The sequence below is a fragment of the uncultured Gimesia sp. genome (genome assembly GCF_937919775.1).
GTDB lineage: Bacteria > Planctomycetota > Planctomycetia > Planctomycetales > Planctomycetaceae > Gimesia.
Genome location: NZ_CALFPF010000225.1, coordinates 1 through 1,499, shown reverse-complemented (window position 1 = coordinate 1,499; position 1,499 = coordinate 1). Strand labels below are relative to the sequence as shown.

Here is a 1,499-nt window from a genome sequence, read left to right as displayed (position 1 = left end):
TGGGCGATCTCTAAACAACATTTCGAAATAGTGATTGTTGCGTGATCAATGTTTTTTCATCGTTAAAACTTGAAATTATTAAAATGTGGGCTTTTGACTCAAATGGCAAGTGAATGGTATTACAAACAGGGTGATCAAGAACTGGGGCCACACACGTTTCGTGATCTCGCTGAAATGGTGCGTGAGGAGACGCTTACCGCTGATGTGCTTGTTCGTCCGGACATATCAACGGGCAGATGCAATTGTCGGCTATTTCACATGGCTCAGCGTGATCCTGCAACGCTTCCGCCGATCAATGCGGAAGTTGAAATTGCAGCTGCTGAAGATTTAGAGTCTTTTCGCAAGATTCGACTCTTCCTGGTTTTGCGATAGTCTTCTCCAAAATCAGCGATCTCTTGATTTTTTCGGACTAAAACGTGATCCGACCGCCTTCATCCGGTATCATGAGATCTGTCGACTGAGAGATTGATTTCAGTGGCACTGAATTTTATCCGTTTAACATATGACCGTCGCATCCTCTGTTCAACAAAGCCATATCTCTATGAAACAGATTTTAGCCCTGGATCTGCTGGCCTGCCTTCTGACCGGCAACCTGTCAGCAGCAGATAACAAAAATGCATCGGCAAAAACATCTCAAACCAGGCCGGCAACAGAGATAATCACTCATCCCAACATTGTGATCTTCCTCGCCGACGATCAGGGTTGGGGGGACCTGAGCTATAACGGAAATACAAATCTGCACACCCCCCATATCGATTCACTGGCAAAACAGGGCGTGAGGTTCAATCGCTTCTACGTCGGAGCTGTCTGTGCACCGACCCGCGCCGCATTCCTGACAGGCCGCTACCACGCCCGCACGGGAACCACCGGTGTCTCCACGGGACAGGAACGCTTCAATTCCGACGAATATACGATCGCGCGGGCCTTTAAAGCCGCCGGTTATGCCACGGGTGCCTTTGGCAAATGGCACAACGGCACACAGTACCCCAATCATCCCAATGCGCAAGGCTTTGATGAGTATTACGGCTTCACCTCCGGTCACTGGGGACACTACTTCAGTCCCATGCTGGATCACAATGGTACTTTTGTGAAAGGGAATGGCTACATCACCGACGACCTGACCGACAAAGCCATGGCCTTCATCGAACAGCAGGTTCACAAAAACAAACCTTTTTTCGCCTACATCCCCTACTGCACACCCCACTCTCCCATGCAGGTACCCGATCAATACTGGGATCGTTTCAAAGACAAACAACTCAATCTGCATCATCGTGAGCCTGAGAAAGAACAGCCCGATCACCTCCGTGCAGCGCTCGCCATGAGTGAGAATGTCGACTGGAATGTGGGCCGCGTGCTGGAAAAACTCAACAGTCTGGGAATTACGGACGATACGATCGTAATCTATTTCTCTGATAACGGGCCGAACGGAGTACGCTGGAATGGTGACATGAAAGGCAAAAAAGGATCACTCGATGAAGGTGGTGTCCGTTCTCCCTTCC

At 49.6% G+C, this 1,499-nt stretch carries 2 protein-coding genes; both read left to right on the top strand.

What is annotated here, in order from left to right; genetic code table 11:
* Positions 1-69 precede the first annotated feature (69 nt).
* Positions 70-372, top strand: coding sequence for a DUF4339 domain-containing protein (locus Q0294_RS05960; RefSeq protein WP_299461907.1), 303 nt, complete (start codon positions 70-72; stop codon positions 370-372).
* Positions 373-541: 169 nt separating this feature from the next.
* Positions 542-1,499 (top strand): sulfatase-like hydrolase/transferase (locus Q0294_RS05955; protein WP_299461906.1); only part of this gene is annotated, 958 nt, incomplete at its 3' end.